26 protein-coding genes and 1 rRNA gene (1 of these 27 running past the window's edge) are annotated in these 26,899 nt (G+C 31.6%); 19 read left to right on the top strand and 8 right to left on the bottom strand.

The genetic code is table 11. From position 1 onward, the window contains the following. Window positions 1-101: 101 nt before the first annotated feature. Window positions 102-1,856 (top strand): phosphoenolpyruvate carboxykinase, encoded by a 1,755-nt coding sequence (locus NBE98_RS01080; RefSeq protein WP_250811487.1) that lies wholly within the window; start codon window positions 102-104, stop codon window positions 1,854-1,856. A 67-nt stretch (window positions 1,857-1,923) separates the two neighbouring features. Further along, window positions 1,924-2,418, top strand: coding sequence for a hypothetical protein (locus NBE98_RS01085; protein WP_250811488.1), 495 nt, complete (start codon window positions 1,924-1,926; stop codon window positions 2,416-2,418). 45 nt (window positions 2,419-2,463) lie between these two features. Here the strand turns inward: NBE98_RS01085 and NBE98_RS01090 are convergent, their stop codons facing one another. After that, a complete protein-coding gene (locus NBE98_RS01090; RefSeq protein ID WP_250811489.1) occupies window positions 2,464-2,685 on the bottom strand; it encodes a DUF378 domain-containing protein in 222 nt (73 codons plus the stop codon). 162 nt (window positions 2,686-2,847) lie between these two features. Here NBE98_RS01090 and NBE98_RS01095 point away from each other — a divergent pair, with 162 nt between their 5' ends. Beyond that, a complete protein-coding gene (locus tag NBE98_RS01095; protein WP_250811493.1) occupies window positions 2,848-3,378 on the top strand; it encodes a protease complex subunit PrcB family protein in 531 nt (176 codons plus the stop codon). 40 nt (window positions 3,379-3,418) lie between these two features. Here the strand turns inward: NBE98_RS01095 and NBE98_RS01100 are convergent, their stop codons facing one another. Beyond that, entirely contained in the window at window positions 3,419-3,886 is a 468-nt protein-coding gene (locus NBE98_RS01100; RefSeq protein WP_250811495.1) for an Lrp/AsnC ligand binding domain-containing protein, read from the bottom strand. 266 nt (window positions 3,887-4,152) lie between these two features. On the opposite strand from NBE98_RS01100, the gene NBE98_RS01105 reads away from it, so the two are divergent. Further along, entirely contained in the window at window positions 4,153-4,536 is a 384-nt protein-coding gene (locus NBE98_RS01105) for a hypothetical protein (protein WP_250811497.1), read from the top strand. 57 nt (window positions 4,537-4,593) lie between these two features. On the opposite strand, the gene NBE98_RS01110 is transcribed toward NBE98_RS01105, so the two are convergent. After that, window positions 4,594-4,950, bottom strand: coding sequence for a hypothetical protein (locus tag NBE98_RS01110; RefSeq protein ID WP_250811499.1), 357 nt, complete (start codon window positions 4,948-4,950; stop codon window positions 4,594-4,596). Window positions 4,951-5,100: 150 nt separating this feature from the next. On the opposite strand from NBE98_RS01110, the gene NBE98_RS01115 reads away from it, so the two are divergent. The 3 genes from NBE98_RS01115 to NBE98_RS01125 all read left to right on the top strand — a co-directional run bounded on the left by NBE98_RS01115 (window position 5,101) and on the right by NBE98_RS01125 (window position 8,014). Beyond that, a complete protein-coding gene (locus NBE98_RS01115) occupies window positions 5,101-5,502 on the top strand; it encodes a DUF6762 family protein (protein WP_250811501.1) in 402 nt (133 codons plus the stop codon). Between the two features lie 228 nt (window positions 5,503-5,730). Further along, complete coding sequence (locus NBE98_RS01120) at window positions 5,731-6,792, top strand: HD-GYP domain-containing protein (RefSeq protein ID WP_250811505.1); 1,062 nt, start codon at window positions 5,731-5,733, stop codon at window positions 6,790-6,792. A 226-nt stretch (window positions 6,793-7,018) separates the two neighbouring features. Further along, window positions 7,019-8,014 carry a rhomboid family intramembrane serine protease gene (locus NBE98_RS01125; protein ID WP_250811507.1) on the top strand — a complete coding sequence of 332 codons (996 nt, stop codon included), beginning with the start codon at window positions 7,019-7,021 and terminating at the stop codon, window positions 8,012-8,014. Window positions 8,015-8,048: 34 nt separating this feature from the next. Here NBE98_RS01125 and NBE98_RS01130 read toward each other — a convergent pair whose 3' ends face one another. Continuing rightward, window positions 8,049-9,791 (bottom strand): ATP-dependent metallopeptidase FtsH/Yme1/Tma family protein, encoded by a 1,743-nt coding sequence (locus NBE98_RS01130; protein ID WP_250811515.1) that lies wholly within the window; start codon window positions 9,789-9,791, stop codon window positions 8,049-8,051. A 251-nt stretch (window positions 9,792-10,042) separates the two neighbouring features. On the opposite strand from NBE98_RS01130, the gene NBE98_RS01135 reads away from it, so the two are divergent. The 5 genes from NBE98_RS01135 (at window position 10,043) to NBE98_RS01155 (ending at window position 14,430) form a co-directional block, all read left to right on the top strand. Next, entirely contained in the window at window positions 10,043-11,023 is a 981-nt protein-coding gene (locus NBE98_RS01135; RefSeq protein WP_250811517.1) for a YkvA family protein, read from the top strand. Continuing rightward, window positions 10,998-11,462: a ribonuclease HI gene (gene rnhA, locus NBE98_RS01140; protein WP_250811528.1), complete on the top strand. Its 465-nt coding sequence runs from the start codon at window positions 10,998-11,000 to the stop codon at window positions 11,460-11,462. Before NBE98_RS01135 ends, rnhA begins: the two co-directional genes overlap by 26 nt. A 56-nt stretch (window positions 11,463-11,518) precedes the next feature. Next, a complete protein-coding gene (locus NBE98_RS01145) occupies window positions 11,519-11,689 on the top strand; it encodes a YtxH domain-containing protein (RefSeq protein ID WP_250811529.1) in 171 nt (56 codons plus the stop codon). A gap of 158 nt (window positions 11,690-11,847) precedes the next feature. Further along, window positions 11,848-13,155 (top strand): helix-turn-helix transcriptional regulator, encoded by a 1,308-nt coding sequence (locus tag NBE98_RS01150; protein WP_250811530.1) that lies wholly within the window; start codon window positions 11,848-11,850, stop codon window positions 13,153-13,155. Between the two features lie 21 nt (window positions 13,156-13,176). Further along, window positions 13,177-14,430, top strand: a complete 1,254-nt coding sequence (locus NBE98_RS01155) for a helix-turn-helix domain-containing protein (protein WP_250811531.1) — start codon at window positions 13,177-13,179, stop codon at window positions 14,428-14,430. Window positions 14,431-14,439: 9 nt separating this feature from the next. Here NBE98_RS01155 and NBE98_RS01160 read toward each other — a convergent pair whose 3' ends face one another. Genes NBE98_RS01160 through NBE98_RS01170 form a run of 3 tightly spaced genes read right to left on the bottom strand, consistent with a single transcriptional unit; the run spans window position 14,440 to window position 17,777 of the window. Next, entirely contained in the window at window positions 14,440-15,174 is a 735-nt protein-coding gene (locus NBE98_RS01160; RefSeq protein WP_250811532.1) for a type 1 glutamine amidotransferase, read from the bottom strand. A gap of 25 nt (window positions 15,175-15,199) precedes the next feature. After that, window positions 15,200-16,549 carry a MurT ligase domain-containing protein gene (locus NBE98_RS01165; RefSeq protein ID WP_250817418.1) on the bottom strand — a complete coding sequence of 450 codons (1,350 nt, stop codon included), beginning with the start codon at window positions 16,547-16,549 and terminating at the stop codon, window positions 15,200-15,202. 52 nt (window positions 16,550-16,601) lie between these two features. Beyond that, on the bottom strand, window positions 16,602-17,777 hold the full coding sequence (locus NBE98_RS01170) for a CapA family protein (RefSeq protein WP_250811536.1): 1,176 nt from the start codon (window positions 17,775-17,777) through the stop codon (window positions 16,602-16,604). A gap of 201 nt (window positions 17,778-17,978) precedes the next feature. Here NBE98_RS01170 and NBE98_RS01175 point away from each other — a divergent pair, with 201 nt between their 5' ends. Continuing rightward, window positions 17,979-19,814, top strand: a complete 1,836-nt coding sequence (locus NBE98_RS01175) for a tetratricopeptide repeat protein (protein ID WP_250811538.1) — start codon at window positions 17,979-17,981, stop codon at window positions 19,812-19,814. A 55-nt stretch (window positions 19,815-19,869) separates the two neighbouring features. Here the strand turns inward: NBE98_RS01175 and NBE98_RS01180 are convergent, their stop codons facing one another. After that, window positions 19,870-20,718: a YitT family protein gene (locus NBE98_RS01180; protein WP_250811540.1), complete on the bottom strand. Its 849-nt coding sequence runs from the start codon at window positions 20,716-20,718 to the stop codon at window positions 19,870-19,872. Window positions 20,719-20,915: 197 nt separating this feature from the next. On the opposite strand from NBE98_RS01180, the gene manA reads away from it, so the two are divergent. The 6 genes from manA to NBE98_RS01205 form a co-directional block, all read left to right on the top strand. Further along, on the top strand, window positions 20,916-21,896 hold the full coding sequence (gene manA, locus NBE98_RS01185; protein WP_250811543.1) for a mannose-6-phosphate isomerase, class I: 981 nt from the start codon (window positions 20,916-20,918) through the stop codon (window positions 21,894-21,896). 116 nt (window positions 21,897-22,012) lie between these two features. Continuing rightward, complete coding sequence (locus NBE98_RS01190; protein ID WP_250811545.1) at window positions 22,013-22,834, top strand: undecaprenyl-diphosphate phosphatase; 822 nt, start codon at window positions 22,013-22,015, stop codon at window positions 22,832-22,834. Window positions 22,835-23,104: 270 nt separating this feature from the next. After that, window positions 23,105-24,202 carry a 6-phosphofructokinase gene (locus NBE98_RS01195; RefSeq protein ID WP_250811546.1) on the top strand — a complete coding sequence of 366 codons (1,098 nt, stop codon included), beginning with the start codon at window positions 23,105-23,107 and terminating at the stop codon, window positions 24,200-24,202. A 53-nt stretch (window positions 24,203-24,255) separates the two neighbouring features. Further along, window positions 24,256-25,035 carry a serine hydrolase gene (locus NBE98_RS01200; RefSeq protein ID WP_250811547.1) on the top strand — a complete coding sequence of 260 codons (780 nt, stop codon included), beginning with the start codon at window positions 24,256-24,258 and terminating at the stop codon, window positions 25,033-25,035. A 156-nt stretch (window positions 25,036-25,191) separates the two neighbouring features. Beyond that, window positions 25,192-25,287, top strand: a complete 96-nt coding sequence (locus NBE98_RS22645) for a DUF8806 domain-containing protein (protein WP_490016179.1) — start codon at window positions 25,192-25,194, stop codon at window positions 25,285-25,287. Between the two features lie 1,006 nt (window positions 25,288-26,293). Further along, window positions 26,294-26,899 (top strand): 16S ribosomal RNA (locus tag NBE98_RS01205) (it continues 897 nt past the right edge of the window).

Here is a 26,899-nt window from a genome sequence, read left to right on the forward strand (position 1 = left end):
TATTCATTTTTTATGTTAGAGTATAAATTGGGATAGGTTGGTTTATTTTTTATAATCTACTTATTCTTAAATTAAACTTTATATTAACTAGGAGGATTAAGATGAAAAAAGATTTTTCCCTAAGCAATGATAAAGCTATGATAAATTTTACAGTTAAATATTGTGATACTATGGAGAAGCTTATAGATAGCAGTGGTTTTAAAAGGGTTGTAATTTCACACTTAGAAAGAGCTAAAGCAAGAAAAACAAATATTTATAAGTTTTTGGAAGAGAGCTTGGGAGTTAAAGAAACTGAAGTATACGCTGAAGAGCTTGTTGGGCTTTTGAAACTTTTAACTATTGAGAAGGCATCAGAGGTAATAGACCTAAATTCAAAATATGAAAAAATATTAAGAGATAAAGAAGGCTTTGTTGATTTTATAGAGGATTTATACAGTTTTTGGAGAAGGCTTGAAAGATATACAATAGTTCAAAGCAGTAAAGTTAATGGTGGAGAAGGCTATGAAAATGTAAGCTTCATAGATGCTAATACGAACTTTTCTAAACTTGTGCTAAATACTTATAGAAGAATAGAAGAGCATGTTTTAGGTCATAAACCAACAGTTTATAGACAACTTCCTGCTGGAGGCAATGCAGGTCTTATAGTAAACAATAATAGATGGGATTTGCCAGAGGATTACTCAGCTCTAAAAAATATTCCATTTATAACTTCTATACTTTTAAACGCACCGTTTATATCATACCCTAAAAAAAATACAAGAAGCGGCTTCTTTAACGAAACTTTTGAAAATCCACTAAGTGATTGTACAATAAACAAGGATCACTTTTTCTGCTATCCTGCAAAGGTAGGAAGTCTTCTAGCATTTATATATTTCCATAGAGATTTTATGTCTCATGGGGTTACTTTGAGTAACTTATTTGAAATGGCAAGAGAAGAGGATTATGCAGATCGCAAACCAGACATAGTATATGTATTTGGTGCTAGAGATGATGATGCGGCGGTTAAAACTGTATTTTATGATGACGATAAAAATAATATTATGCTTGGTTATGTAAGCTATGGTGATGCAATAGATTACTTTGGATACATGAAGAAGATGACTCTTACTCTTCATAATGTTTTAATGATTAAAAGAGGGTATCTGCCAATTCATGGTGCTATGGTTAATATAGTTATGAAAAATGGCAAATCAGCTAATGTTGTAATAATGGGTGATAGCGGCGCAGGAAAGTCTGAAAGTCTTGAGGCTTTTAGAGGGTTAAGCGAAGATTATATAAGTGATATGACAATAGTATTTGATGATATGGGAGTACTAAAGCTTAATGAAAAAGGAAAGCCATTAGGCTATGGAACTGAAATTGGAGCTTTTGTAAGATTGGATGACTTAGATCAGGGATATGCCTTTAAGGAAATAGATAGAAGTATATTCATGAATCCAGACAAGATAAATGCTAGATTGGTAATGCCAGTTGCAACCTATAAAGAAATTATAAAGGGATATGCCGTGGATTTATTTCTTTATGCAAACAATTATGAGGATGTTGAAGAAGGTGAATCAGAAATAGAATACTTTGAAAGTCTAAAAGATGCAGTACCTGTATTTAGGGCAGGGGCTAGAATGGCTAAGGGTACAACATCTGAAAAGGGATTGGTAGAATCCTACTTTGCTAATCCTTTTGGACCTCACCAAAAGCAAAAAGAAACAGATATACTTATAGATAGATATTTTGATAGTTTCTTTAAAACAGGAGTTAAGGTAGGACAGATAAAAACTTGTCTTGGGGTTGAAGGGAAAGAAAAGGATGGACCTAAGAATGCTGCTATAAGACTTTTTGAAATTATTAAATCTCTATAAAGTAGTTCTATTTCCCTAAAATGCTTTTATAAATATAAAATAGAAGTATTTTAGGGAGTTGACTTCGTTGCGTAAATCTTTAGGTAGTATTTTGGGTTGGATTATAATTGCATACTTAAGCGTAATGCTATTGTTCTGTATTATTTGGTTCTTTCCAAGCAATGATAAAGGACATTACAAGGACTATAAAAAATATGAAAGCAAAATAGATGCAACCTTTAAGAAAAATATAGAAGAAGTAGAGAAATATAAAAAGCTATACTACGAAAATCAGCTTAATAAAAGGCAAATAATAGCTCGGCTTGAACAAGGAGCTGATTCTATGGAAAAGCTTTATGATTCATTTAAGTGGACAAAGGGTGATGAGCTTACAAAGGAGCTTTTTGTTTTAAAAAAGCAGATTATAATTAATTATGCACAAGTATACAGGAATAAAGCTCAAGCATTAGATAAAGAACTTTATTTTAATGAAGTTGATGAAATGAGTTACATAAATACTATCATTGACAGGTATAATGTAAAAGATAAGTTGGAAAAAGAAAGGTTTAATATTGATTTCTAACAAAAAAGGCAAGCTAAGCGCTTGCCTTTTTTGCAATTAACACACCTATTTAACTGTGCCATCATTTCTATCATAGTTTCTGTCTCTTCCAAGAAAAGATAGAGAATATAGACCAGCTATACCAACTAAAGCGTATATTATTCTTGAGAAAGCTGTCATTTCTCCAAACAATGCTGAAACTAGATTGAAATCAAAAAATCCTATTAGACCCCAATTTACAGCACCAATAATTACTAATAATAATGCTAGTGTATCCAAAAATCTCATATGGTACATCTCCTTTGTATTTTAGTATACATAAATAGTATTTACATTTTTTTAAAAATTATTAGTATTGTTTGTTTCGTATAAATTAATAATAAAAACTTCATTAAATGGATACAATTATACTAATAGGTATTTTTTGAAATATTTTTAAAGGATGATAATATGATTAGATGGAAAAGAACTGCCGTTTTATTTTTGCTTACTATATTTTTGTTTGGATGTACGGAAACAAAAGGAATAAAAAATAAGAATACTAATGAGGCTATAAAAGGAAATACAGCTTCTTTTGAAGAAAAAAATAGAGAACCTCAAGGGATTAACGCAAATAAAATAACTTTTGAAGAGGTGAGAAAAGAAGCTTTGCCTCAGAATATGAGTAATTCTATAAATAACTTGAAGGCTAACAAAGGATATTTAGTGTATGAAAAGGATGGGTATTATTATGTAGCTGTACTTTTAGGAAAGAAGAATACGGGTGGATACAGTATTAGAGTTTTATCAATTGAAGACAATGAAGGAAAAACACTTATAACTATTGAAGATAAAGGACCATCACCAGATATCAACGTAATCCAGGCTATAACATATCCTTATACAGTAGTTAAAGTAACTGGAGTGACGCCGAATATTACAATCCAAACCACAAAAGGAGAGAGGTTTGAAAAAATTATGAATGAGGAAGATATATACTAAACAATAAAAGGTCTCTTAGATGAGACCTTTTATCGTTTAACTATAATGTTATATTCCTGTCTATAGGCTTTAACAAAGATATAAAGGTGTTTGTACTTTGAATTCCAGGTATATTGTGTATTTTGTTCATTAATAAATCTTGAAGATTGGCTATATTTTTACACAATATCTTAATAAGAAGTGAATAATCACCCGTAGTGTAATGTAGTTCTACTATTTCACTTATAGCCTTTAAATCTTCTATTACTGAGGAATGAGAAGAAGATTTATCTAGACGTATTCCAACGAAGCAGCATACATCATAGCCAAGCTTTGAGTGATCTACTAAAAGTTTGGTACCTTTAATTATCCCCATGTCCTCCATCTTTTTCATCCTTACATGGATTGTTCCTCCACTAACATGGCATTGCCTAGCAATTTCAAGAAAAGGAGTTCTTGAATCGTTAAATAATATACTTAATATTTGAAAATCCAATTCATCTAATCCTTGACAGCACACTCCATCCATACTATTCCCTCCCCGCATCACTAAACAGTGTAGTTAAATTAATCTATAGGCTAGTCCGACAACGAAAATGAATTTATAAATTAATGTATAATAATCTATTATGTAATTTATATTATATCAGTAAAATGACACTTTGACAATTTTATAACAAATATTTTTGAAAAAATTTAATCTATATAAAAAACATTACTTATTGATATATTTTCAAAAATATATCATAATATTATATAGACAGACGCAACTTGTACACAAAAGGAGGTTATATCATGGTATGGGTAAAGCTTTTAGTTCAGATGTTGTTATTTGCAGTAATAGTTCTTGTGGTATACAACGTGCTTAAGTATTATGTGCTATCAAAAATAAAAATAAACAAATGGATTGTTTTTGCAGTAGCTGTAATAGTGCTTATTTTACCAAATATTTTAGTTGGAGCCTTAAAATTAAATATTCAGAATAACGTATTTTGGATATATGGACCATCAAGTTTATTTATAGTTCTTTTTCTATGGTTTATTGATTTAAGTGGATGGAATAAAAGAGCTAATTCTTCAAAAGCTACAACTAGTGGCTTTGGAAAGAAAAGTAACAAGAAAGATGTTATTATAAGACCGAAGGCAAAACCAAATAGAGTAAAAAATAAGAAGGATTAATTGAAGACCATTTTGGTCTTTGATTAATCCTTAATTATTATAAATCTATTTCATGTTTTAATTCAAACTTTTAGTATCTTGTAGATTTTTATATACTTTTCTTACCTTCCAGACACCATACTTATTTTTTTCTAAGATCATTTTATACATTACATTTTTATGAGGTGCCTTATTCTCAAGTCCCGATACGGTAATAACCGCAAGACTTCCATCAGAAAAACTTATATCCATTTTTTCTACCTTGTACAGTTTAAACTTATTTAAAAGTCCTGTAGTCAAATATCGTTCTGCAGTAAAATTGATATCCTTATATTTATTTTGACTGTATCTATAAGCTATAGTACAGCTGGCAATAATTAATGTCAGTATTATAAATATAGGAATAATATGAATTCTAGTTCTATGCCTTTTCATAACCCCTCTCCTGCTTCTAAAAAATTACTTCTAATAAAATGATAACCAATAATTGTAAATTAGTAAAGGTTACTATTATTTTTACTGTTTAAAAATAATAAATATGTGTTATTATATTAAAAGATATTAGGTAAAGAGAGGATGATTTTTTTGGATTTTTCATCGTTGGTGTTAATGGAAAGAGACAATGAAACAAATTTTTTTCTGAAGGAAATTGGAAGTTATAAGGTTCATGAAGGCGCAGCCTATGTTACAAAATTTTTCTATAATGGAGAAAAAGTAAACCTAGTGTTTGATACCAAAAGAGATGTAGAAGAATGGGAGTTTTCAGCAATATTTGATTTATTCAATCTAGAGGCTTTCGAAGATAATGGTTTTATAATAGAGGAAATGGTTGAAGAATATAATCCAACTTGGGTATTAAAGTTTGATTTTATTGAAGACCATGGTGAAATGGAAGATAAGATAAATGAGGCCTGTACAATTATAGAAGAAGAAATAGATAAAGTTTTTGAAAAAATTAAAGGCAAAGAAGAAGAGTATGAGGAATAAGTCTTCTTCAAAAGGATAATTTATGGTTATCCTTTTTTTATTAGAGAAATAGTAGAATTATAAAAAATGTAAGAAATCTGCTGAAATTCAGAGAAATGTGTAGTATAATATTAATATCCAAAAAAGGGACACTCGTATATCAAAGGTATGAAGGTCATTTATTGAACAGTCTTTGAATGGCAGCAAGAGTCATTAACTGATTAGTGCTCCCGCAAAATGGAGGAAAGTATGCGGCTAGAATTTATAGATAGAGTTAAAGAAAACGAAGTTCTTGGAAAGAATATTTTAACTAACGATGGAAAGATACTTTTAAGATCCGGAGTTAGTTTAAACAGTAGATATGTAGAAAAACTTAAGGAACTAGGGGTATTTTTTGTTTATGTTGAAGACGTTAGGTTAGATGATATTCTAAGTGAAGATGAGGAATTGACTGAGCTTAAGCAAACAGCAATACATAATATGTCTAAAATTATGAAAAATGTTTATACGTGTAATAGTAGAGAGGTTAAAGACTCTTTAAATATTGTTGAAGATATGGTTGATTATATAATTAGAATGGGCGATGTTAATACAAGCCTCTATGATATAAGAACATATGATAATTATACGTATGTTCATTCGCTAGATACTTGTATTATGGCATCTTTTCTAGGTTTAACAAATGGTTTTAATGAGAGAGAACTTAAAGATTTGGCTATCGGTGCAATACTGCATGATATAGGTAAAGTAAGGGTTGATAATAAAATAATTACTAAAAATGGGGCTTTAACAGAAGAGGAATTTAAAGAGATAAGAAAGCATCCAGAATATGGTGAGGAAATACTAAAAAAGAATTTAAGAATTCCGGATAATGCTATAAAGGCTGTAATTCAACATCATGAGAGAATTGATGGTAGGGGATATCCATACGGATTAGTAGACAAAGAAATATCAAAGTTCGGCAAGATTGTATGTATTTGTGATGTTTATGATGCTGTAAGCAATGATAGAGTTTATAGAAGAAAATTTAGTCCTAATGAAGCCTATGAGCTTATATTGGCTGGTAGTGGTACAGCTTTTGACAGCGAGATGGTTTTAAACTTTAGAGAGACCTTTGCAGTGTACCCTTTAGGATGTTGTGTGAAGCTTTCCAATTCAGTAGAAGGTTATGTTATAAGACAGAACAGAAATTTCCCTGATCGTCCTGTTATTAGGGTGCTGTATGATAGTGAAACAAAGGCACCAATTCCATTTTATGAAATAGATCTTTTAGAACATTCTAATTTAGTAATAACATCCATTGTAGTATAAAAAGTGTCTGAATCAGACACTTTTTTTAATACCTTTCATAAACGGTTGCGAGTATATAATTACATATTGGGTTAGTGATATATTCAGACGTTTTTTATTCTAACAGAATAAAAACTGAATAACATAGTAATATATTAAAACAGTAATATAAGTATTGAATTTTTAGCTGTAGATAATTAATATTAAGTTATTAGCGATCTCATAATAAAAGAAAAGGGAGAATTTTATGAAAGACATTTTTATTAAAAATATTATAAATGGTTTTTGTAAGTTCTATGATTATGGTGTCATAGAACTGAACAGCATCCAAGGGTTAAGTACTGCCTGGGCCCTAGTGAGAAATATTGATATAAGCTCTAAAAGAGTTATTATATTTATGGATTATACTAAAGAGTTTAATCAGGAAGTGTTATTAACTAATTTAAGAGAAATTCTTAACTGTAATAACCTTCAACTAGTGAAAGTAAATACTGTAAAAAAAGATGAAATATTTCAAGATAATAACGACGTCATGTACGAAGAAGATGTTATTACTTTGGACTATACCTCAAACAAACTGCTTGCCTATGGCTATGAATGTGAGGAAACAGCACAGGAATTAGTAAATTTGATTAACTATTATGACTCCAAGAGGACTGAAGAGAAAAGTAATAAGAGTAAGCCATGGGTTACTTATACTTTCATTTGTATAAATGTAATAATGTATGCGCTTACAGCATTTTTATCTGGAAATATAATAGATAGCGATATAAATGTTTTAGTGTTATTGGGAGCAAAGGTTAACGAGTTAATAGCATCAGGAGAGTATTACAGACTTATAACAAGCATGTTTCTTCATGGGGGATTGCTGCATCTAGTTTTAAATATGTATGCACTAAATTCTATAGGACCATTAATTGAGAGAATTTATGGAAGAAATAAATATATATTTATATATTTTATTAGTGGAATCGCATCTTCCTTATTAAGTTATCTTTTTTCAGACAGTGTTTCTATTGGAGCTTCAGGAGCTATTTTTGGCCTTCTCGGAACTGCATTAGTATTTGCTATAAAGATGAGAAAAAACTTAGGCAAGGACTTTTTAAAAAATATTGCTTCAGTAATCATCATTAACCTATTTATTGGCTTTACTATGTCCAATATAGATAATTTTGGACACATAGGAGGGCTTTTAGGTGGAGCAATCACAGCCGTAATATTAAATTTACAAAGAAAAAAGTGAAAGGACTAGTTTCCTTTCACTTTTTATATGCCTATTATGCAACCAGCATGTCTATATCTTCTGCTAATAGTGTTTCTTTTTCAAGCAGTTCATTTGTTATTCTATCTAGTAAGTCTTTATTTTCTATAATGGTTTTCTTTACTTCTTCATATAGAGAATCAATTGTTGTTTTGCATTCATTAACTATATCTTCAGTATTGTTAAAGTTTAAGTGAGAAAGCTCTTCAAGGTTTAGAAGTCCTAAACTTTCCCCCATTCCATACTGTGTAACCATGCTAGAAACCATTCTTGTAGTCTGCTGGAAGTCGTTATATGCACCCGTAGTTATATAGTCTTCTCCGAAGATAATCTCCTCAGCAGCACGACCAGCTAAAAGTACCATCATTCTTCGATATAGATAATCCTTATTTTGATAAAGCTTATCCTCAGGTATGCTTAAGGTATAACCACCAGCGCCCTTGCTTGTTGGTATTATAGTTACCTTTGAAAGTTTGTCATCTGGAAGTACTTTAAGAGTTAATAAAGCATGACCCGCTTCATGGTAAGCTGTAATTCTCTTATCCTTATCCTTGATATGATCTCTGTTTATCTTGTCATAGCCTGCAAGAACTATAGAGTAAGCCCTATCAATATGAATATTCTGAATGAATTTACTATCTTCCTTTGCGGCTAATATAGCAGCTTCGTTTACTAAACTCTCAAGCTTTGCACCAGAAAAATAAGAGGTCTTTTGCGCCCACTCATGGATATTGATATCTTTTGTTGGCTTATTTTTCAAATGTAGAGCAAGTATCTTTTCTCTAGCAGCCACATCAGGTAAACTAATTTCTATATGTCTGTCAAATCTACCAGGTCTTAAAAGAGCAGGGTCAAGTGTATCAAGCCTGTTAGTTGCAGCAATTACAACTATACCTTCTTTTTCATTAAAACCTGACATCTCTGTAAGTAGTGCATTTAGAGTCTGATCCTTTTCGTCTGAACCTCCTCCGGATTTCGTACCATCTCTTTTCTTACCTATAGCATCTATTTCATCAATAAATATTACTGCTTTTCCGTTAGATCTTGCTTTTTTAAATAACTGCCTTACCCTGCTAGCACCAACCCCTACATAAACCTGAACAAAGTCAGATCCAGATATGGCATAGAAAGGAACACCTGCCTCTCCAGCAACAGCCTTTGCAAGAAGAGTCTTTCCTGTACCAGGTTCGCCATAAAGCATAATACCTTTAGGCATTCTTGCTCCATAAGCGCTATATTTTTCAGGACTTTTAAGAAAATCTACAATATCTTTTACACTTTCTTTGGCTTCTTCATTACCTGCCACATAGTCAAAATTGTAGGTAGCATTTGATACAGCTGTAACATCAAGAGCGTCAACTCCTTTCAGTCTTCTTGAAGGAATACTTGAAGTTTTAACTGCCATCACTGCAATAAAAACCAATGAAGCACTAAAAAGCACAGTGGGTATAGCTTCTTTAGCTGAAAAAGGAGCATTTTCTGAAACCTTTATTCCTTGCTTTAAAAGTTCCTCTTTAAAGTTATCTGTTCTTGGATTATCCGTTTCGTATATCTGACCATTATTTAGTTTAACCTTAATGATTGGTGAGTTAGTTACATAAACAGTAGAAACGCTTTTGTTTGAAGTATCCTTTAAAAAATCTACGTATAATTTGGAGTTAACTGATTTATTATCTAAATTAAATATTATTAGCAAAACCAAGGAGAGAAGTGCAGTAAACATCGGAATATAGAAGTATCGTTTCATGTTCTTATTCATAGTAACCCTCCTGAAATTTTTGTTCTGTATGCAAAGAATAATCAAATCTTTGCATCTCCCATTTATGATTATTTTGATTGGTTGTCCATCGCATAATCTTATTATATAGATTTAATTTTTTCTGTCTAACGAAAATCATAAATTTTGCTAAAGTAAATTTTGTTAACTAAATAATTGGTTGTTGCATAAATTTTTAATTGCTATATACTTTAATTATGTTGTAAAAAGATATGTGAATAGGGGGTAGAGCTATGAAGCTTACTAATGCAAAGGCTAGATTATCTTCAGAGGATGCTCTAGGCATAATAAGGGAATATGTAGTAGTTGAAGGTTTAACTATAAAGAATATAAAAATAGATAATATAATAACTGTATATGGAAGTTATAAAAAAGGTGTTGAAATTCCATTTCAAGCTGCTATTGGTATTGGAAGTATACAAGGTAATATAGTTAATGTAAAAATCTTTGAATTTAAAGTAGCAAAGGTGGGAATATTATCACCAATTAAAAATTTTGCTTTAAAGAATTTATTGAAAGAAATTAATATAGATGGAATTACAGTTGATAAGGATATTTTAACTATTGATTTAGATACTCTTATGAAAGTAGTACCGTATGTGATTTTTACTTTAAAGTCTGTTGAGCTAGTAAAGGATGCTATAGAGGTGGAGATGGAGGATATTATCTATGCTCCACAAAAGGAAGTTTCTTCGTTAATTAAAAAAAGTGATAAGGCTGATAAAACTCAAATACAGATTGCGGACAACTATACAAAGGTAAGAGAAAACATAGAAACAAGGGTGCCAGATAAATATAAAAATATAGTAGAATATGCTTTATTAATACCAGATATCGCAGCGCTTTTGTGGAGATTATTTAGAGACAAGAGAGTTCAAATAAAGACAAAACTTCTAGTAGGTGGACTTATTGCTTACATTGCTTCGCCAATAGACTTGCTTCCAGATTTTATACCAATGATAGGGAAAATTGATGATGTGGCTGTGGTTTTCTTTGCTATGAATAAAATAATAAATGAAGTGCCTGAAGAAGTTATACTTGCAAATTGGACAGGTAAAGAGGATATAATTAGAACAGTTAAAGAAGGTGTTGCTTTCATAGCAAAGCTTGTGGGAAGTCAAAATGTAGCAAAGCTTTTAGGCTATATTAAAAAACTTTCAGTAAAGGGTGCAAAAGAGGAGTTACAAGATGAAAAACGTGGAAATATACACTGATGGTGCTTGCAGAGGAAACGGGAAAGAAAATACAATTGGTGCTTTTGGAATAGTATTTATATATAACGGTATTGAAAAGGAAGTTAAGCAAGCTTTTAGAAATACGACCAATAATATAATGGAACTTTCAGCAGTTATTCAGGCTCTTTCTATGCTTAAGGAACCCTGCAATGTAAAATTATACAGCGATTCTGCATATGTGATAAATGCTATAAATCAAAAATGGATTGACAATTGGCAGAGAAATGGATGGAAAAGTTCAACAAAGGAACCAGTTAAAAACAGAGAACTTTGGGAAAAACTTATAAATCTTATAAAATATCATAAAGTTGAATTTATAAAGGTTAAAGGACACTCCGATAATCCATACAATAACAGATGTGATAAACTTGCCAACGATGCAATGGATGAACTTCTTAACAGTAATTTCAACGTTTAATTAATCCAAATCTGAGCACTCTAATATTATAATATATTTGAAAGGAGTGTTTATATATGAGTATGATTAAGAATGTGACTACAGGTGCTATTATAGGCACAGCAGCAGGAATGATGATTGCTCCTCAATTAAATAGAAATACAAGAAAAAGACTTAGAAGATCAAGTGATATGATGATGGGCATAATGGGCGACATCTATGATGATATGATGAGGAAAATGAGATAAATTTTTAAAACTCGAGAAATTTAAATTCTCGAGTTTTTTACGTATATTTTGAAAATTAAATAATAAATTTAGCGTTTATTCACAAAATATGCTATAATGATTTTAAAATTTTATGTATCTTTTTGAATTTTATTAAATATGCAAAGGGAAGATTACTTATGGAAATATTATCTTTGGGGGAAAAACTTAAAAGAAGAAGAAAAGAATTAAATATGACCTTGAAGGATTTAGCTGGCGATAGGATAACGCCTGGGCAAATAAGCCTTGTAGAATCAGGCAAATCTAATCCAAGCATGGATCTTTTAGAGTATTTGGCTAGTACATTAAATACTTCCATTGAGTATTTGATGGAATCAGAGGAAACCCAAGCAGAAAATATCTGCGCTTTTTTTGAAAATATGACTGAAGCCTGTATATTAAATGAAGATTTAGTCTCTGCAGACAAGCAGGTTGAACAAGCTCTTTATTATGCTGAGAAGTATAATTTAGAATATCGAAAGGCTAAAAACCTGTATCTTCGAGGTGTAATTTATATAAGAAGATATGAGCACTCATTAGCTCAAAAAAACTTTCTCGCTGCTAATATAATATTTATCAAATTAAACAGTTATGAGGATATAATATTTACATTTTTAAAGCTAGGGATTATAGCATTAGGACTTAAAGCATATCAGTTAGCTTATAGCTATTTTAAGCAGGCTGAAAAAGTGTTCAAGGATAATGATGTAGGAAATGATTTTTTACTAGGTGAGATATATTATTACATTAGTTTCACATACTTTAAGCTAGAAAATACTCAGAAGGCAGTGGAACATGCAAAATTGTCAAGAGAAAAGTTCAGGCAGCTTGATGAAAAGAAAGAATATGCAGCTTCGTTGTTGGATGTTTGCAAACGATATGGTGAAAAAGGTGATATTAATAATGCATTAAAATATTCTAGAAAAACCTTATCAATCTTTAGAGAACTTTATGATAATTCATATCTAGCAGAGATTGAGAACAATTTAGGAAAACTGTTTTTCGAATTTGAAGACTATGAAGAATCCTTTTTTCATCTTAGTAAATCAAAAGAATTAAGAGAAAGAAATAAAGATTCAAGGCTTTCTGAAACTTTGGTCAACATCTGCGAAAGCTATATAAAGAAAAAGGATGTTGAAAGTTCTAGAAGAATTCTTCAGCAAATATTAGACAATTCCTCAGAAAATGACTATAAGGTACGAATAAATTATTATATGCTTAGATATAGAATCGAAGTATTAGACAATAATATGACAGAAGCAGAAGAAACCTTGAAGAAGGCTCTAAGTTATGTGAATAGTGGTGAGCACAAAAGAGAGGAAGCTGAAATAGCCATGCAATTAGGTAAATTTTATACTGATAAGGGTCAGGCAAAAGAAGCCTTTAAATACCTTCAAAGAGGAGTAGATATTTTTAAGGGATTAGGAGTTTTTAAAGGTTTTGATTAGCAAGTGAGAGGGGGAATAACTTTGGAAGTACTATCTGCAGGAGAAAAGATAAGAAGAGCTAGAGTTTACAAAGGATATACCTTAAAAGATATTTGTGAGAATAAAATTTCTGTTTCTAAAATGAGTTGTATTGAGAATGATAAAGTTGAAGCAGAAGATTGGATATTAGATATAATTTCTGAAAAGCTTTCTATAGATAAGGAATATTTAAAACAGGGGATTAAAGAACAGATTGAGAGTAATATAGAAAACCTTAGGAAAAATTACTCGCTTGAAAATATAGAAGAACAGACTTTGTATAATCTAACTTTTGCTGAAAAGTACCATTATTATGATCTATGTTTTAGATTGATACATATACTTTTTAATTATTATCTTGATAGAGGAAATGTGGATAATCTTCAATCTTTAGGTACAAGGTATTATGAATATTGTCAAAAATCAGATGAGGATGAAAATTACTTAACTTATTACATGGATATGGCTAGATTTTTATATACTACAAAGGAGTATCTTCAGGCTGCTAATTACTATAGCAATGTTAGAAAGTATGCTAAGGAAAAAGAAAAAATGACTATATTGGCAAGGGCGACTTTTAACGAGGCTGCTTGTTATATAATGCTAGAAAACCAGAGTAGAGCCTATGAAATAGCAATAAGGCTTGAAGAGTTAATTGATTACTTGGAAGGAAATTTAAGCAGAGCAGAGGCGTATCACATGCTTGGTGTGTTATCCTTAAGAATGGATAAAGGTAAATTTGAGGAGTATGAAGAAAAATCTTATAAACTATATGGCTATGAGTTAGAATACAAGGCTATGGCTATTTATAATTATGCTACTGCAATGTTTGATATAGGGGTAAATGAGAAAGCCTTAGATTATATTAGAAACTCGTTAACGTTATTTCCTAAAAGTAATGCGGAAAAGTTGGTTAGATTTATGCTGCTTGTTGTAGATGAACTTATAGATAATAATGTGCTTGAATATGCTCAAAATATATGTGATGAGGCATTGAATTATGCTATCAGCCTAGACGATGTCAAATTTATTGAAAGAGGGTATTATCTAAAGTCTCGTATTTTAAGAAGAGAAAATAATTTGATCGCCTCTGAGATGTATATGAATCTGTCATTGGATGCTTTGCTAAGATTTGGTAATAAAAAGGAAATATATAATAGATATATTGAAATGGGATATATGTACTATAATTTGAGCCAAGTGAATGAGTCTGTTAATTATTTCAACTTAGCATTAACAATGGAAAAGAAAATGTAGACCGTAAGCCTACATTTTCTTTTTGTTTTTTTCTCTATTTACTATAAATTCCCGAGCCTTGATTTCAAAAGTGTCATCGATAGGTTCAAGTTCAACATCATCATACTTATGCTCCATAGCTTTTAAAATAAGTCTGTCTGCTAGCTCAGGGTTTTTTGAAAGCAGAGATCCGTGGAAATAAGTACAATAAGTATTTTTATATATGCAGCCTTCATACCCGTCCTCACCATTGTTGCCATAGCCTGCAATAATCTTTCCTAGGGGTTTCAGGTCCCCGATATAGGTTCTTCCTGAGTGGTTTTCAAATCCTGTATAGGTTTCGTTAAATTCTTCGTTGTAAATAACTGTGTTGCCTATAAAACGCTTATCTCCTCCTTCAGTATATATATCAAGCACACCTAGGCCGCTTAGCTTTTCACCTTCTGGAGTAGTATAGTATTTTCCAAGGAGCTGATAACCACCGCAGATACATAGGAAAACCTTGGAATCTTCGATGAAATTGATTAGTTCGTCTCTTTTAATATCCATTAGATCTTTAGAGACTATAGATTGCTCATAATCTTGGCCGCCTCCAAAAAATACTATGTCATATTTTTCGGCTTCAAAGGCATCTCCAATGGAAAGGTTGAAGATATTGACCTTAATGCCCCTTTTTTCAGCTCTATATTTTAAAATTAAAATATTTCCTAAATCACCATATACATTTAATAAATCGGGATACAGGTGGCAAATATTTAGTTCCATTAGTATAACCCTCCCTAATTATAGTTTACCAAAGTTTTTTTATGAAACCTTTGCTATGAAGATACTTTCTAAAGTTAATCATTGCGGTATAAGTTGCAAGTATATAAACAGTAGGAGTTTGTATACTCTTAATTTCATCAAGAAGAATTTCGTATTCTTCGCACAGCTTGAAACTTTGCTTGGGGAGTCCTGCAACCTTAAGTCTAACAGCCATATCATATAATCTGACTCCGCCTATGAGTATCGTATCTATATCTAAATCTGTAAGCTTTTCAAAATTAACGTCCCATATCCAAGAAACGTCTCTACCATCTGCATAATTATCGTTTAGTATAAAAGCTGTACTTATAGTTCTATTATCAAGGCTTATAGTATTAATTGCCTGGTCGAAGCCAGCGGGATTCTTAACAAGAATTATCTTAACTTCCTTACCTTCGATAGTAATTGATTCCTGCCTTCCAAAACTTGAGGAAGTACTTTTTAAAACTTTATATATAATTGTACTTTCTACTTCCAAGGTTTTAGCAACAGCGTAAGCGCAAAGGGCATTATATATATTGTAAGTACCAGGCTGATTTATGAAAAATTCTATACCGTCAAGCCATATAAGGGAACCACTCGGAGTTTGCTCTACTATATTATTAACCGTATAATCAAGGTCTGGTCTTGCATAACCGCATTCTTCACAGTAAAAGCTGCCTAAATGATTGTAGGTTATATAATTATATCGGTAAGGGCTTTTGCATTTTTTACAGAACTTTGCATCTGCATTAATATCTATTTGTTTGTTTTCATCCATTGCAAAATCAAAACCATAGTAAATCAATTCATTTTCTAACTCTAAATCTCCGAGAAGAGATTCATCACCATTTAGAACTAAGGATGATGATGGTACCTTTTTAATTCCATCCATTATTTTACGAAGTGTAGTATATACTTCGCCATACCTATCTAGTTGATCCCTAAAAAGATTTGTAACTGTTATAATTCTTGGAGTTATGTACTCGGTTACTAAAGGAACATTTGCCTCATCCACTTCAATTACCGCATATTTTTTTGAATTACTTTTTTTAAAGGTGTAGTTTTCAATAAAACAGGAAACTATACCGGGGAGCATATTTGCACCTGTACTATTTGTTATTACGGTCTTAGAACTCTCCTCAAGCATGTTATAAATCATATTTGTAGTAGTAGTTTTTCCGTTAGTCCCTGTTATGAGTATAACTTCATAGCCCTTTGCAACAGTTTTTAATATATTTTTATCTATTTTTAATGCTATTTTGCCAGGAAAATTACTTCCGCCTTTAAAAAGAAGCTTTGAGAGTTTTATAATTATTTTGGAGATTATAACGCTTAAAATTGATTTCGTATTTATTTAAGACACCACCTTTTGTAAAATAACAGCGAAGACTATTATAACTCATATATTAATTATTGACATCAATTAAGAAAAAATCATCTTTTAATTCAAAGTTTAAGTTTTGAGAAAGTTTATTTATCTTCTTAAAAAACTCCTCTTTTTTAGCTCCTTCTAGTGGAGTTGGCTGATAGTTATTTAAATTGGTTACTGAAGAAATACTGCAAGGTATAACTTTTATTTCATAGGATTTGAGTTGTTCGTCCTCAAAATTAAATTTAGTTTGAAGAATAAAACTATCCTTATCAGATGGATTTTTATTTCCTCCAAAGCAGAAGTTTCCAAGACTGTAAGCTATTACTTTACCTTTATAACTTTCAAGACCTTGAATAACATGGGGATGATGACCGATTATGATGTCAGCTCCTTTATCTATAGAATAATGAGCTAGAAACTTTTGAACATTGTTTGGATAATATGTTCCTTCGTCTCCCCAGTGAAAATTAATTAATATAATTGCATTTTGATTTTTTAATTCTTCAATATCTGCGTCTAATTTTTTCAGGAAGGCTTTATCATAGCTGTAGCCTTTGTAACCTAAAAAGCCGAAGTTTTGACCTTTAACATTTTCAATCCATTTTTCACCTTCTCCAAAATATTTTACATCAGCTTTTTTTAATGTATTTTTTGTATCAATTAGACCTTGTTCCAAATAATCTCTTGTGTGATTGTTAGCGATAGTCACCCCTTCTATAGAACCGTTAGTTAAAGCTTGAACAAATTCCGGAGGAGCCTTGAATGTGAACTCCTTAGATGCTTTAATATTTGAATTGGTAAAGGTTGTTTCCAGGTTTGTAGTTGTTATGTCATCAGCTTCAAATATAGGAGCTACATTTTTATAAAAATATGAGTAGTCCTTATTATTCTTGTCAAAAACATGCCCTAAAGAACCATTAAAGGAAAATTTTTCATCCCAGCCTAAAGTTGAATCACCTGTGCTGCTTACTATAACTTCTTTTTTAACAGGAGTTTTGCGTTCTTCAATAGGCTTGATTTTTTCTTGTTGGGGCTCCTCCTGTTGAACAATTGGCTTTACTTCAGAACTGATAACATTTTGATTTTTTTTGTTTTCTGCAAGACTTTTATAAGCGTAAAATAATGCTCCACATAAAGATAGGATTATTAAAATTGCTATAATGACTTTTTTACGTTTATTCTTATGTTTACTGCTTCGCTTTTTTCTCAAAAAAATCCCCCCATAAATTTAAATAAATTATCTTTATTTTAGCATAAGGCTTTAAACTAAACAAATACAGAATTTTCTACCTTATTTTTATGGCTTTTTCAGTTGACTTTTGTTAAAATGTTTATAAATACGTTTTTTAACATATGAGAAGTTATTAATGTAATTAGTTGTATGATTTTAGCGTAACATAGGAGGATAATAATGATAGATATTAGTAAGTTGAAGGCTGTCTTAAATAAGGACAAGTTGTCTAAGCTAAAAGTAAGTAAGCATGATATACTGTCTGCAGTAAATAAAATAAAGAAGAACATTAATAAAGAAAATGCCCAAGACATAATAGAAAGTCTAAAAAAGAGTTTTAAAGAAAATACTATATCCTATATTGCTTTTGGTGTAGTAGGAGTTTTTATTATTTCATCACTTGGAATTTCCGTACAGCGACTTCAAAGTTCAGTTAGTACATCTTCTGGTATAGTACAAAAGGTTTTAATAACAAGTAATGAAGCTGAAGAATATTTTTATAAAGGACAATATGATAAAGCTCTCGAGGAATACTTAAAGCTCCAAGAAAAAGGTTCTATGGAAGGCATTTGGTATGCAAAAATATCTGAGATATATTCTGTTATGGGAAGCATTGAAAGCTCAAAGGAGTATATAGTAAAGGCAAAGGAACTTGGAAATAAGAATCCAGAAGTACTTAATTATATTGCATTCACTGAGTTTATGAATAAAGATTATAGCTCAGCTTTAAAGCATGGTGAGGAGGCTTTGACACAGTTTCCTAATGATAAACAGCTTATAAAAACAATGTTTACTATATATATGGCGAATAACATGCTTGATAAAGCTAAAGAACTAATATCAAGATATCCTGTTGATATTAGATCAGCTTACGAAATTGCTGAATATGCAAGAATGTTAATGATAGCAGGTCAATGGGAGGAAGGGTATAGGGAACTTAAAGTAGCTTGGGACATAGACAAGGATGAGTATAAGATTTATGATGTTCTTGCACAAATATCAATGTATAATAAGGATACATTAATAGAAAATGTTACAAGCCTAGCTGAAAAAAATCCGAACAATTTAGCTTATAAGATGTGGTTAGCTAAAATATATTCATTAAGCGATGCTACCTCTGAGGAAGCTGTTAAACTGATTGATGAGTTGAAGCAAAACCAGCTTGGTAAAATTGAGATTAAACTTATAGAAGCTGCTGCACTTCAAGGTTTAAAGCAAAATGAAAAAGCTGACGAGCTAATTGAGAATGTTATAGCTGAGAATAAAAATGATTACAGAGTGCTTCATACTGCTGGTTGGTACTATCTAAATAAGGCTAATTATATTGATGCGGAAAGATACTGCAGAGAATCTATAGCAAAAAATAAAAATTATACAGATAATTATGGATTTTTAATGCCTGAAATTCTTAAAGCTCAAGGGAAGAGTGTGGAAGGAGAACCTTATTTTAGAACGGCAATGTATAAGGAACCTTATAATTATAACATAATGCTTACAATAGCTAACTACTATTGGTACACTACTAAAAATACAGAAAAAGCATTAGAGTATTTCAAGTTCGCCGAAATTGTAAAGCCTAATGATGGAGAAATTAAATATAATATGGCTTTGATTAATATATCAAATAAAAACGTTAATAGTGCAATCGACCTTCTAAAGCAAGCCATTAAAATATCAGATAGTACAGCAAAGTATCATAGGACTTTGGGTGCAATTTATTTATTAAATGGAAAGAATGAAGAAGCTATTAAGGAAATAAGATATGCATATGGCTCTGACGAAACTGATATAATGAACCTCAATAATGCTGGATGCTATTATGTAACTCAGGATGTAAATCTCGAAAGAGGAGAATATAACCTCAGAAAAGCTCAAGAGGGAATTACAGAAGCTACTGACAAATATACTGCAGATACAATAAAGAGCAATTATAAAAAAGTTAAGGAGCTTTTAGATAAGTATAATACTGGATCAAATGAAACTTTAAAAATGCCTGAACTTACATTATTTTATTAAAAAGGATGGTATCCTAAAAGAAATTTTTGGGGATACCATCCTTTATTTGTATAAATTACTGCATAGTTAAAAGTTGTCTGTAATTACCTAAGATATCATTTACAGGTGAAACTGCAACAAAAGCATTTGGTTCTATTTCCTTTACTATGGCTCTGAGTGCATTTAGCTGAGTTCTTTGAATAACTACATATATAAGTTTCTTTTTGTCGTTTGAATAACCTCCTACTGCATCCAAAACAGTAACGCCTCTAACAAGCTGGGTATTTATGACAGATATCATTTCAGTTGAATTCTGACATATGATTATACATTGTCTTGAGGAAGCTATACCTTCCTGTATTGCGTCTATAGTTTTTGTTCTGATAAAGCTTGCTATAAGAGCATACATAACTGAGCGCGGACCAAATACATAAGCTATAAGACTGTATACGATAAAATCTTGTACAAGAAGTATATTTGAAAGCTGAAGATTTTTAAATTTGCTGTTTATTATCTTTGCTAGTATATCTAAGCCTCCGGTTGAAGCATAAGACATAAATATAAGATATACTGAAACTCCAAAAAGCACTCCGCAGAAAATAGAAGATAGAAGGATATCATCTATTGGTTTGAAGTGAAATATGGAGTTGAAATAATCTATAAGGAGTGAAGATAAAACAACAACAAATCCACTTCTTACTGCAAATTTTCTTCCTATTAGCTTATATCCAAAAATGAAAAGAGGAATATTAAGTATGATAGTTAAGAGACCTACCTTAATTCCAAATATATTGTTTATTACCATTGCTATACCTGTAACACCTCCGCTACCTATTTGAGATGGGAGTAAAAATGCTGCTATAGCAATAGAAAGTATAACGCTTCCAAGCAGTATTAAAGAATATTCTTTTATTAAATCTTTCATGTGCAAGACAACCTCCTAAAATTGAAATTTATATTGCAATATAAAAATAAAAATGAATGATAAAATTCAGACAAGCCTATATTAACATAAAAATATTGTTGAGACAATAAAATATTATAATTCTTTATTGATTATAGTGTTACCATAAAATAAAATAGATAATATGTAAAAATACTATATTATTAGGAGTGAATTAAATGTATCCTTTGAAATTTGAAAATATTTATTTTGATAAAATTTGGGGGGGGAGAGACTTAGAGCTTTTTAGAAGCAATCTTCCTGAAGGAGATATAGGAGAAAGCTGGGATGTAGCATGCCATCCACATGGGACTAGCGTGGTTGCAAATGGCGAATATAAAGGAATGAAACTTGATGAACTGATTAAAAAAGTAGGCAGTGAAATTATAGGTACAAGTATTTCTAAAGAGTGGTTTCCTTTATTGGTTAAACTAATAAATGCTAAAGATAAACTATCTGTACAAGTTCATCCTGACGATAGATATGGAATGCAAGCAGAAGGGGAAATGGGAAAAACTGAAGCTTGGTATGTTGTGGAAGCTTTTGAGGGGGCTAACTTAGTAGTAGGGACTAAAGATTGCACAAGAGAGCAGTTTAAAAAAGCCATAGAAACTGGTGAGTTTGATGAGCTTATGAATCAAATACCTGTTCAAAAGGGAGATGTATACTTCGTAAAAAGCGGTCTTGTCCATGCTATTGGAGAAGGAGTTATTATAGCGGAGATTCAGCAAAATAGTGATACTACCTATAGAGTTTATGATTATAACAGAGGTAGAGAGCTTCACATAGATAAGGCATTAGATGTAGTTAACTTAAGCTTAAGAGGTGAAAAGAGTAGAGGATTATTGGTTCAAAGAAACGGATTCTCTAAAACTTATTATTGCTTGTGTGAACATTTTGCTTTAGAACTTTATGAGGTAACTGAAAGTTTTAAGGAATGTAGCGATAACGAGAGATTCTACATATTTACAGTTGTAGAAGGAGCAGGCGAAATAATTTCAAATGGTAATAAAGAGAGTATTAGAAAGGGAGATAGTATTCTTATACCTGCTAGCCTAGGTGAATATGAAATAAAGGGTGTAGTAAAACTTCTAAAAAGCTTTGTTCCTAATATGGAAAAATCTAAACAGGAAATATTAAGCGAAGTTGTAACTGAATAAATTTTATAACAGGAGAACTTTAGGTGCAATTCTCCTGTTTTTTAATTGAATATGTTTAATAAAGTAGTATAATAGGAATAGTTATTTATAATTTTTGATGAGAGAGAGTGAAACAAATGATATTGATTTTAAAGGCAATTATAATCAGTATAGTTGAAGGAATAACGGAGTATCTTCCTATATCTTCAACTGGACACATGATAATCGTAGGAGACTTAATTAATTTCAAAGGCGATTTTGCTAATATGTTTGAAATAGTTATTCAACTAGGAGCTATATTAGCTGTAGTATTCTTATATTGGGACAAGATTTGGAATTCTCTTAAAAACTTAATGCCTGGAAAATGGGGCTTTAAGCTATGGTCTAATATTCTAGTAGCTTTTATACCATCAGCGGTGATTGGAATACTCTTAAATGACTACATAGATGAACATCTATTCGGAACTATTACAGTTGTTGCCGCCTTAATCTTTGGTGGATTTTTAATGATAATTATTGAAAATAAGTACAGAAAAAGAAAAGGTATTAATAATATTGAGGACGTAACTCTTAGGCAAGCATTTATGATTGGCTGTTTCCAATGCCTTGCGCTATGGCCAGGAATGTCGAGGTCAGCTTCTACTATAATGGGAGCTTGGATTAGCGGATTATCCACAGTGGCATCAGCTGAATTTTCATTCTTTCTAGCTCTTCCTACGATGGTAGCTGCTTCAGGTTGGACTCTATTAAAAAAAGGTATGGCTATTCAAAGCTCAACAGAGGTTATAGCGCTTTGCATTGGATTCGTGGTTTCATTTATTGTAGCATATATAGTTATTGAAAAGTTTATTAAGTTTTTACAGAGGAGACCTATGAGAATATTTGCTATTTATAGAATCTTCATAGGTGTTATATTATTGGCATTAGCAGCATTAAATGTAATTAAGGTTACAATGTAATAAAAGCTCTATGAATGCAAATATTCATAGAGCTTTTATTATTTTTAAGTATTTTTATAACGAAAGGGTAATAATAAACTTAAGATGAAAAATAGAATCATGTGCTAAAAATAGAAATATGTTATGCTACTTGATAAAAAAACATTAAATACTTAGCATATTTAAGCTTTATTATGCAGATTTAGAAAAAGTGCAAATTGTTTATAACTATGTTTAATTTTAGCATTTTACGTTGTATAATAGAACTAAAAGTTTTGGAGGGATTAGTGAATGGCAGATAAAGTGAAAAAGATTGCACTACTGACAGGCGGTGGAGACTGTCCTGGACTAAACGCAGTAATAAGGGCAGCTACTAGAACAGCGATTTTAAAATATGGATATGAAGTTATAGGTTATAAGTTTGGTTATAGAGGATTATACAATAACGACTATATTTCGCTAGATCTTGATAGTACATCCGGTATATTACATAGAGGTGGTACAATATTATATAGTTCAAATAAAGACAATTTGTTTGATTATCATGTAGAAGAAGAAGGGAAAGTGGTTAAAAAGGACGTGTCTGATGTAGCTGTTGAAAACCTTAAAAATGAAGGCGTAGACGTTCTAGTTGTTATAGGTGGAGATGGTACGTTAACAAGTGCTAGAGACTTTGCAAGAAAAGGTATTAATGTTATAGGTGTTCCAAAAACAATAGATAATGACCTAGCATCAACAGACGTAACCTTTGGATTTAATACAGCTGTAGGAGTTGCTACTGAAGCTTTAGATAGACTTCATACAACTGCTGAATCACACCATAGAATTATGATACTTGAAGTTATGGGAAGAAATGCAGGATGGATAGCTTTAGAATCTGGTATTGCAGGTTCTGCAGACGTTATACTTCTTCCTGAGATTCCTTATGATATAAATAAAGTAGTCGAGAAAATTTACGACAGAAAGAAAAAGGGTAAAGTATTTAGCATTATTGTAGTTGCTGAAGGTGCTAAATCAAAAGATGGAGACGTTGTAATCAGCAAGATAGTTGAAGACAGTCCAGATCCAGTTAGACTTGGAGGAATTGCTAATAAGCTTGCTCTTGATCTTGAAAGATTAATTAAAGACCACGAAATTAGAAGCACAGTGCTTGGACATATTCAAAGAGGTGGAACTACTTCAACTTATGATAGAGTTCTTTCCACAAAATATGGCGTTGCTGCAGTTGATTTAATTAACGAAGGCAAGTTCGGCAATATGGTTTGCCTGAAAGGTAATCAACTTTCCTACGATTCATTAGAAAATGTTATAGGAAAAACTAAGAATGTTGATCCTGATGGTGAATTAGTTACTGTTGCAAGAAGTATAGGAATATCATTTGGTGACTAAAATATAGGCATGCAGAATTTTGCATGCCTATTTACTCATAATGGAGGAGTGTCATGAAGGAATTAAAAAGATATCTTGATACAAGAATTGGGGAATATAGTTTTTATTTCGAAGATATAGACAGTGGATATACATACAGTTATAATGAAAAAACGGCCATGCCTTCTGCAAGTTGTATAAAGATTCCTATAGCTATGTCATTACTAAAGGAAGTTGATAATTCAGCCCTCAATTTAAATCAAAAGTATTTTATTAGCAAGCAGGAAATGGTTGATGGAGCTGGTATTATTCATGAGATGAATGAAAAGGAATACAGTCTAGAAGAACTTTTGAAAGTTATGTTAATTCAAAGCGATAATACCGCAACTAATAAGATTATAGATGTTCTGGGTATGGATAAAATAAATAATACTATAAGAGAATTAAAGCTTAAGGAAACAATTATAAAAAGAAAAATGATGGACTTTGAAGCTAGGGAAAATGGACTTGATAATTTTAGTAGTAGTTTCGATTTGGCACGCTGCCTGAAAAGACTGTATCAAGGAAGTTTTTTGAATAGGGAAAGCAGTAATTTTATTTTAAACATATTAAGAAGAAGTCAAAATAGAGAGAAGATTCCTTTTTATATACCAGAAAGAGAATGGAATAAGATAGGTAATAAATCAGGAAGTCTTGATGGTATTGAGAATGATGCATCTATAATGAATTTGGACAAAGGTAATTTTGTATTTGTAGTAATGTCTAAGGCTCTTCCTAATAATGTCTATGGAATTGTAACCATATCTAAGTTAGGAAAGATGATGTGGGATATTATCGATAGAAATTGGAAATAAAAATATTAGATAACGTACAAATTTGTGCGTTATTTTTTATTTTTTGAACTGTATTTAAAATATCGTATAGTCCTATAATTTATATAAATATAAGACTATAGAAATGGTTTAAACTTAACATCAGTATTGTTTTATAAGAATATGGTGGGGACAAAAGTGAATAAAATAAAAGTAGAGGAAGCCATAGGATTTAAAATTGGATATGCTATAACTAGAATAGTTCCAAAAGAATTTAAAGAAACGGCCTTCTAAGAAAGCATATGCTATAAACAAAGCACAGATATCTAATTTAAAATATATGGGAAAATACCATTAATAATAATTGGTAGGGAGATGTATTATAGACTCATAAAGAATAGACTTTGAGAAATTTTTAGATCAAAGGTATCATAATAGTGACTTTTATAGTCAGTTTATAGCTGCGAAATTGTTAAAGTAAGTAAAGTCACTGATGATAGTAAAAAAATATTGCGAAAGATTAATAATTATATGAATTGGGGTGCATGCATCTTATTGCGCCAAGATGAAATGTCTGCAGATGAATATGATTATACTCCAATATCCATTAGGAAGAAGTACGCGAAATTGTGGTGCATGGGGTGCCAGTTCAGCCAGTAAATATGTTTTTGAAGATGTATAAGACTGGAGTTCCCACAGTGGGAATATTAGGAATAGTAATTTTTTATGAGAAGATTCTATTTATATAATCTACATTCATCTAATATTGAACACCTAATTATTTTGCCTAGAATTCATATAGTTTTAGACTCGGTATAAAAGATAGTTATAACTGATACGGTTCCGGGTGTATCTGCATAAGATAACTTCCAAAATAAATAGAAATAAAAAGAATATATAAGATATTTTTGGGATATAAACAATGATAAAACTATTTTAAGTTTATTCCATGTTATTATTAAAAGCGTCGCCTGTAGTTATAAAAGCTCTCGACATTAGACGAACTAAAAGATAATATTACAAGTAAGTTTGATGTTGACAACGTGGATTAATCCTGATAAGATAATTCACACAGTAGCAAACAGCTACTAAAGCAAATCAGTTTCACCATAAATTACTAACAAAAAAATGTTGACAAATTGATGTGGAATTGATAAGATATAAAAGCTGTCAGAAGACGGCAAACAAATTGGTCTTTGAAAATTAAACAGAGAATATAAAGGTAAATGACTAGCAATTCTTTTGAAGTTGAAAAACTTCTAAAAATAAGTAAGCGATGAGCTTAAAAGATTCAAACTTTTAAATTGAGAGTTTGATCCTGGCTCAGGACGAACGCTGGCGGCGTGCCTAACACATGCAAGTCGAGCGGGGAACTTCGGTTCCCAGCGGCGGACGGGTGAGTAACACGTGGGTAACCTGCCTTGTAGAGGGGGATAGCCTTCCGAAAGGAAGATTAATACCGCATAACATACATGCTTCGCATGAAGAATGTATCAAAGGAGCAATCCGCTACAAGATGGACCCGCGGCGCATTAGCTAGTTGGTGAGGTAACGGCTCACCAAGGCGACGATGCGTAGCCGGCCTGAGAGGGTGAACGGCCACATTGGAACTGAGACACGGTCCAGACTCCTACGGGAGGCAGCAGTGGGGAATATTGCACAATGGGCGAAAGCCTGATGCAGCAACGCCGCGTGAGTGAAGAAGGCCTTCGGGTTGTAAAGCTCTGTCTTCTGGGACGATAATGACGGTACCAGAGGAGGAAGCCACGGCTAACTACGTGCCAGCAGCCGCGGTAATACGTAGGTGGCAAGCGTTGTCCGGATTTACTGGGCGTAAAGGATGCGTAGGCGGATGCTTAAGTCAGATGTGAAAATCCCGAGCTTAACTTGGGAACTGCATTTGAAA

Origin of the sequence: Clostridium swellfunianum (genome assembly GCF_023656515.1) — a bacterium.
Lineage (GTDB): Bacteria > Bacillota > Clostridia > Clostridiales > Clostridiaceae > Clostridium_AT > Clostridium_AT swellfunianum.

What these genes read in the sequence shown, in the direction of transcription:
- NBE98_RS01080 (WP_250811487.1), top strand. Translation starts at nt 102, where the DNA reads ATGAAAAAAGATTTTTCCCTAAGCAATGATAAAGCTATGATAAATTTT.
- NBE98_RS01090 (WP_250811489.1), bottom strand. Translation starts at nt 2,685, where the DNA reads ATGAGATTTTTGGATACACTAGCATTATTATTAGTAATTATTGGTGCT.
- NBE98_RS01095 (WP_250811493.1), top strand. Translation starts at nt 2,848, where the DNA reads ATGATTAGATGGAAAAGAACTGCCGTTTTATTTTTGCTTACTATATTT.
- NBE98_RS01100 (WP_250811495.1), bottom strand. Translation starts at nt 3,886, where the DNA reads ATGGATGGAGTGTGCTGTCAAGGATTAGATGAATTGGATTTTCAAATA.
- NBE98_RS01105 (WP_250811497.1), top strand. Translation starts at nt 4,153, where the DNA reads ATGGTATGGGTAAAGCTTTTAGTTCAGATGTTGTTATTTGCAGTAATA.
- NBE98_RS01110 (WP_250811499.1), bottom strand. Translation starts at nt 4,950, where the DNA reads ATGAAAAGGCATAGAACTAGAATTCATATTATTCCTATATTTATAATA.
- NBE98_RS01120 (WP_250811505.1), top strand. Translation starts at nt 5,731, where the DNA reads ATGCGGCTAGAATTTATAGATAGAGTTAAAGAAAACGAAGTTCTTGGA.
- NBE98_RS01125 (WP_250811507.1), top strand. Translation starts at nt 7,019, where the DNA reads ATGAAAGACATTTTTATTAAAAATATTATAAATGGTTTTTGTAAGTTC.
- NBE98_RS01130 (WP_250811515.1), bottom strand. Translation starts at nt 9,791, where the DNA reads ATGAATAAGAACATGAAACGATACTTCTATATTCCGATGTTTACTGCA.
- NBE98_RS01135 (WP_250811517.1), top strand. Translation starts at nt 10,043, where the DNA reads ATGAAGCTTACTAATGCAAAGGCTAGATTATCTTCAGAGGATGCTCTA.
- rnhA (WP_250811528.1), top strand. Translation starts at nt 10,998, where the DNA reads ATGAAAAACGTGGAAATATACACTGATGGTGCTTGCAGAGGAAACGGG.
- NBE98_RS01145 (WP_250811529.1), top strand. Translation starts at nt 11,519, where the DNA reads ATGAGTATGATTAAGAATGTGACTACAGGTGCTATTATAGGCACAGCA.
- NBE98_RS01150 (WP_250811530.1), top strand. Translation starts at nt 11,848, where the DNA reads ATGGAAATATTATCTTTGGGGGAAAAACTTAAAAGAAGAAGAAAAGAA.
- NBE98_RS01160 (WP_250811532.1), bottom strand. Translation starts at nt 15,174, where the DNA reads ATGGAACTAAATATTTGCCACCTGTATCCCGATTTATTAAATGTATAT.
- NBE98_RS01175 (WP_250811538.1), top strand. Translation starts at nt 17,979, where the DNA reads ATGATAGATATTAGTAAGTTGAAGGCTGTCTTAAATAAGGACAAGTTG.
- NBE98_RS01180 (WP_250811540.1), bottom strand. Translation starts at nt 20,718, where the DNA reads ATGAAAGATTTAATAAAAGAATATTCTTTAATACTGCTTGGAAGCGTT.
- manA (WP_250811543.1), top strand. Translation starts at nt 20,916, where the DNA reads ATGTATCCTTTGAAATTTGAAAATATTTATTTTGATAAAATTTGGGGG.
- NBE98_RS01190 (WP_250811545.1), top strand. Translation starts at nt 22,013, where the DNA reads ATGATATTGATTTTAAAGGCAATTATAATCAGTATAGTTGAAGGAATA.
- NBE98_RS01195 (WP_250811546.1), top strand. Translation starts at nt 23,105, where the DNA reads ATGGCAGATAAAGTGAAAAAGATTGCACTACTGACAGGCGGTGGAGAC.
- NBE98_RS01200 (WP_250811547.1), top strand. Translation starts at nt 24,256, where the DNA reads ATGAAGGAATTAAAAAGATATCTTGATACAAGAATTGGGGAATATAGT.